The 5,779-nt window shown below is 62.5% G+C and carries 5 protein-coding genes; 1 reads left to right on the forward strand and 4 read right to left on the reverse strand.

Going from position 1 to position 5,779, the window contains the following annotated elements:
* The coding region (gene uxaC, locus E5W87_RS09715; protein ID WP_292396440.1) for a glucuronate isomerase at positions 1–1,090 on the reverse strand (1,090 nt) is incomplete at its 3' end.
* A gap of 164 nt (positions 1,091–1,254) precedes the next feature.
* Between uxaC and E5W87_RS09720 the strand changes: the two genes are divergently transcribed.
* Positions 1,255–2,763: a mannitol dehydrogenase family protein gene (locus E5W87_RS09720; RefSeq protein ID WP_292396442.1), complete on the forward strand. Its 1,509-nt coding sequence runs from the start codon at positions 1,255–1,257 to the stop codon at positions 2,761–2,763.
* Positions 2,764–2,803: 40 nt separating this feature from the next.
* Here the strand turns inward: E5W87_RS09720 and lepB are convergent, their stop codons facing one another.
* From lepB to atpD, 3 genes are all read right to left on the reverse strand, one after another.
* On the reverse strand, positions 2,804–3,547 hold the full coding sequence (lepB, locus tag E5W87_RS09725) for a signal peptidase I (protein ID WP_292396480.1): 744 nt from the start codon (positions 3,545–3,547) through the stop codon (positions 2,804–2,806).
* A gap of 326 nt (positions 3,548–3,873) precedes the next feature.
* Complete coding sequence (locus E5W87_RS09730) at positions 3,874–4,281, reverse strand: F0F1 ATP synthase subunit epsilon (RefSeq protein ID WP_292396444.1); 408 nt, start codon at positions 4,279–4,281, stop codon at positions 3,874–3,876.
* Between the two features lie 64 nt (positions 4,282–4,345).
* A partial coding sequence (gene atpD, locus E5W87_RS09735) for a F0F1 ATP synthase subunit beta (RefSeq protein ID WP_292396446.1) occupies positions 4,346–5,779 on the reverse strand: 1,434 nt, incomplete at its 5' end.

Raw genomic sequence — 5,779 nt, forward strand, 5'->3', positions numbered from 1 at the left:
AGCTGGTCTCGTCGAGCGTGAAGAGGATGACGGTCAGGTCGGGCTCCAGCCCGACGCAGTCGAGCAGCGGCTTCAGCGCCGTCACATAATCGGTCCTGGTCGGGATATCGAAACCCTTGTCCCTGCCGAACCTCTGGAAGACGGCAGGCGAATGATTGCGCCAGGAGCCGGGATGGATTTGCAGGACGAGGCCATCGTCGCGGCTCATCTTGGCCATTTCGGTCAGCATCTGGGCACGAAACAGTTTTCGCTCGCGCTCGTCATCCGAGCCCCGGCGGATGCGGTTGAACAGCTCCTGCGCGGCGGCATCCGACAAATTGGCGGTCTCCGCGGTCGGATGGCCGTGATCCGATGCGGTCGCGCCGAAACTTTTGAAGAAGGCCCTTCTCTGGCGATGCGCATCGAGATAGCCGGCCCAGGTGCCGGTATCGCAGCCGGTGATTTCTCCGAGCCGGTCGAGATTGGCCGAAAACCCTTCGAAATCGGGATCGACGACCGCGTCGGGCCGATAGGCGGTGACAACACGGCCCTCCCAGCCGCTGTCGCGGATCATCTGGTGCCATCTGAGATCGTCGAGCGCGCCTTCGGTCGTCGCGATGACCTCGATGTTGAAGCGCTCGAACAGCGCTCGCGGGCGAAAATTCTCCCACTGCAGCAAGGTCGAGATCGTGTCGTAATGGCGGTCGGCGGTTGCGGCCGTCAGCGGCTCTTCGATGCCGAACAGATGGGCAAGCACATGGTCGAACCACAGCCGCGTCGGCGTGCCGCGGAACAGATAATAGTGCTCGGCGAAGCGCCGCCAGATCGTCCTGCCGTCGGTCTCCACCGGAGAGCCGTCTAGCGCTGACACCCCGAGATCCTCGAGGCGAACGCCCTGGCTGAACAGCATGCGGAAGATGTAATGGTCCGGCACAACAAGCAATTGCGCCGGATCGGCAAACGCCTCGTTGAGCGCATACCAGCGCGGATCGGTGTGACCATGCGGGCTGACGATCGGCAGGTTCTTCACGCCGGCGTAAAGATCGCGGGCAAGCGAAAGCGGACGCGTCTCCGGTGGAAACAGCAAATCCGGATCGGTCAGTACGGCCACAATAATCCTCCCAATGCGGCAATCGGTAGGATCGGAAAGAAGTAATGTCAACATACAAAAATCGGGTTGTTATATGATGACTTGATAGCAGTGACCCATTGTGCAGGAGGGAAACGGATGTTACGCCGCTGCCAACCATGCCTCCGAACGATCAGACGCCGCCCATGACCAACCGACGCCTTTCCAACAGCACGCTGCAGGCATTGCCGGCTCCGGTCGCAGTCCCCCGATATGGTCGCAATCAGATCGTGCCAGGCATCGTCCATCTCGGCGTCGGCGCGTTCCATCGCGCCCATCAGGCAGCCTATATCGACGACTGCCTGGCGGCGGGAGAGACGGGATGGGGTATTGTCGGTGTCTCACTGCGCAGAGCCGACACACGCGACGCGCTGGCGCCGCAGGATGGGCTCTATTCGCTGGCGGTCAGGAGCAGCGACAGCGAAAGCCTGCGCGTCGTCGGCTCGATCCCGTCGATGCTGGTGGCCCCGGAAGATCCAGGCGCGGTGCTGACCGCGCTGACTGACCCGCGCACCTTGATCGTCACGCTGACGATCACCGAAAAAGCCTATCTCAGGGCGGCGGGTGGCGGACTGGACGCAGCCCATCCTGACATCGTCCACGATTTGGCGAACCCGCAATTGCCGCGAACGGCGCATGGTTTTCTCGTCGAATCGCTTGCGCGCCGCCGTGCCGCCGGCATCCAGCCATTCACCGTGCTGTGCTGCGACAATCTCCCGGCCAATGGCGCCACGCTGCACCGGCTGCTGGTCGAATTCGCCGCGCTGCGCGGTACCAGGCTCGCCGCTTCAGGCGATGCCGATCTCGCCCGCCATATCGCCGACGAGGTGGCGTTTCCGTCGAGCATGGTCGATCGCATCGTGCCGGCGACCACCGACGGCGACCGCGCGCGGATATCAAGCCAGCTCGGGGTCGAGGACGCCTGGCCGGTGATGACCGAGCCGTTCTGCCAATGGGTGGTCGAAGACGATTTCCCGGCGGGCCGGCCGGCCTGGGAAAAGTTCGGCGTCACCATGGTTGGTGATGTCGGGCCGTTCGAGGATATGAAGCTGCGTCTGCTCAACGGCTCGCATTCGGCCATCGCCTATCTCGGCCTGCTCAGCGGCCATGAGACGGTCGACCGCGCCTTTGCCGATCCGGCGATCCGGCAATTCGTCGACCAATTGTGGGCCGAGGCCATCCCGACGCTTCCCAAAGACGCCGGGCTCGAGACGGCGGACTATACCGCCCAGCTCGCCCAGCGTTTTTCGAACACCGCGCTCGCCCACCGCACGGCCCAGATCGCCAATGACGGCAGCCAGAAACTGCCACAGCGCATCCTCGCCTCGGCCATGGAGCGGATAGAGGCCGGCGCTGTTCCCGAGCATCTGACGCTGGTCGTCGCCGCCTGGATCGCCGCTTGCGAGGCACGCGGCAAGACCTTGCCGGAAAATCATTTCACCGATCCGTTGGATACAGCACTGGCTGCGCTCGGCCGTCGGCAATTGCCGACTGCCGAAATGGTGGCAGCGGTTTTCGACCTGGCTGGCTTCGCCAAGGGTCACACGGAGCGCCAGGCGCTGATCGAACTCGTTGCCGCCCATATAGCCCATCTACGAATTGACGGGTTGACCCTCGCCTTCGCTGCCCTCGGCATCCGAAGCGAGAAATCATGAGCCGTAGCTGGCGTTGGTTAGAACCCGACTTGCTTCAGGCTTACTTGCCGACCGAACCATCCAGACTTTGGCGGGAAGAATAATCCATGCCTTGCGAATTCCAGAACAGACGCACCGCTTTGCCGACCAGATTTTCATAGGGGACAAAACCCATCAGGAAGCGGCTGTCGTTGGAGTTGTCGCGATTGTCACCCAACGTGAAATACTCTCCCTCAGGCACCACAAACTCGCGTGTGTTGTCACCGACAGAATTGCCGGTCAAGTCGATCACCGAATAGGAAATCCCCTCCGGCAGTGTCTCCCGCTGGAGCTTCGCCGACGGTACTTCGCCGGAGGAGTAGTCACCGACATCCTCAAGCTTCACCGCTGAGCCATTGATGTGAAGCAAACCACCGATCATCTGAATCCTATCGCCGGGCAGACCGATGACTCTCTTGACGTAGTCTATGTCCGGTTCAGATGGCAGCCTGAACACCATAATATCTCCTCGCCTTGGCTTGGCGCCGAATATGCGGCCGTCGACAGGCAGCAGTCCAAAAGGGACGCTATAGCGGCTGTAGCCGTAGGCGAATTTGGAAACAAAGAAATAGTCTCCCTCCACCATTGTCGGCGCCATACTGCCGGACGGCATGGAGAACGGCTGGAACAGGAACGCGCGTATTGCAAATGCAGCCGGATACGTTGTCAGAAAGACGAGCACTAACACCCAAAGCCCGTGAGCATACCATTTCTCCGGCTTGAACCAGCGCGCGAAGGGCACGACGAGCGCTACCCAGAGGATCATCGAACCGATCCCTGAAAGGTTGGCCAGCCAGGCAAGATCGACGCCGGGCAATACCGGAAATCCTATGTAGACAAGCGCGAAAACGAGGGCGCTGATCACCAGCAGGCTTGCAAGCGCCAGTTTGCCGCTGCCGATCCACAGGAACCCGCCAAACGGTCCGCCAAAGGCTGACACCAAGGCCGTCGACCATCTGGATCGCGAGGTCGTTTCTCGATTTGCTGTCTCTTCCGTCATTGGCCACCCCCCATGCCAAGGCGGCCGGACTGTCTAACAAACAAAAAAGCGAGGCAAGCCCCGCTTTCTCAATCACTAATGACAGAAAAAACTCAAGCCGGCAATATCGCCCCTTCGAGCGTGGTGAGCTGGCTAAGGAACTGCTCGGCCTTGGTGCGCGCCTGGTCATCCTTGGCGTCGGCGGCGTCTTCCCTGGCTTCCTGGAGGCGGCGGGCAAGGTCGGCGCGGTCGATGTCGCCGACGGCGACCGCCGACTCGGCAAGCAGCGTGCAGCCGGCCGGAACGATGTCGGCAAAGCCGCCGAACACGACGTAGCGTTCCTCCTGGCCTGCCGCGTTCTTCACCGTGACGACACCAGGCTTGATCGTGGTCATCACCGGCGCGTGATGGGCCATGACAGTCATTTCGCCTTCGGCGCCCGGAATGACGACGGATTCGACCTGCTCGGAAACCAGCAGACGTTCCGGCGAGACCAGTTCGAATTTGAAAGCTTCAGCCATGGTGTCTCACAAACGCTTGGGTCGAAGCAGCGCGGACTGAAAGCCCGCGCTACCGGATGAGAAATTACGCTGCTTCGGCCGCGAGGCGCTGTGCCTTCTCGACCGCTTCCTCGATGCCGCCGACCATGTAGAAGGCGGCTTCCGGCAGATGGTCATAGTCGCCGTTACAGAGGCCCTTGAAGCCCTTGATGGTGTCGGCGAGGTCGACCAGCTTGCCCGGCGCGCCGGTGAACACTTCGGCGACGAAGAAGGGCTGCGACAGGAAGCGCTCGATCTTGCGGGCGCGGGCCACCGTCTGCTTGTCCTCTTCCGACAGCTCGTCCATGCCGAGGATGGCGATGATGTCCTGCAGCGACTTGTAGCGCTGAAGGATCGACTGCACCTGGCGGGCGACCTGGTAGTGCTCCTCGCCGACAACCATCGGATCGAGCATGCGCGAGGTCGAATCGAGCGGATCGACGGCCGGATAGATGCCCTTTTCCGAGATCGCGCGGTTGAGCACGGTCGTCGCGTCGAGGTGGGCGAACGAGGTCGCCGGCGCCGGGTCGGTCAGATCGTCGGCGGGCACGTAGATCGCCTGTACCGAGGTGATCGAGCCCTTGGTCGTCGTCGTGATGCGCTCCTGCAGCGCGCCCATGTCGGTGGCCAGCGTCGGCTGGTAGCCCACGGCCGAAGGAATACGTCCGAGCAGCGCCGACACTTCGGAGCCCGCCTGCGTGAAGCGGAAGATGTTGTCGACGAAGAACAGCACGTCCTGGCCCTGGTCGCGGAAATATTCGGCGACCGTCAGGCCGGTCAGGCCGACGCGGGCGCGCGCACCCGGCGGCTCGTTCATCTGACCATAGACGAGCGCCGCCTTGGATCCTTCGCCGCCGCCCTTCTTGTTGACGCCGGACTCGATGAACTCATGATAGAGGTCGTTGCCTTCGCGGGTGCGCTCGCCGACGCCGGCAAACACCGAGAAGCCGCCATGCGCCTTGGCGACGTTGTTGATCAATTCCTGGATCAGCACCGTCTTGCCGACGCCGGCGCCGCCGAACAGGCCGATCTTGCCGCCGCGGGCATAGGGCGCAAGCAGGTCGAGAACCTTGATGCCGGTGACCAGAATCTGCGCTTCCGTCGACTGCTCGACATAGGTCGGAGCCGGCTGGTGGATGGAGCGCATCTCGATGCCGTCGACCGGGCCTGCCTCGTCGACCGGCTCGCCGATGACGTTGATGATGCGGCCGAGCATGCCCGGGCCGACCGGCACGGTGATCGGCGCGCCGGTGTCATAGACGTCCTGGCCGCGAACCAGACCTTCGGTCGAGTCCATGGCGATGCAGCGCACCGTGTTCTCGCCGAGATGCTGGGCCACCTCGAGCACGAGGCGATTGCCGACATTGGACGTTTCAAGCGCGTTCAGGATCGCCGGCAGATGTTCGCCGAACTGCACGTCGACAACGGCGCCGATGACCTGACGAACCTTGCCGGCCAAGCCAGTCTTCTTGATGGCAAC

Origin of the sequence: Mesorhizobium sp., assembly GCF_004962925.1 — a bacterium.
In the GTDB taxonomy this organism is placed as follows: domain Bacteria; phylum Pseudomonadota; class Alphaproteobacteria; order Rhizobiales; family Rhizobiaceae; genus Mesorhizobium.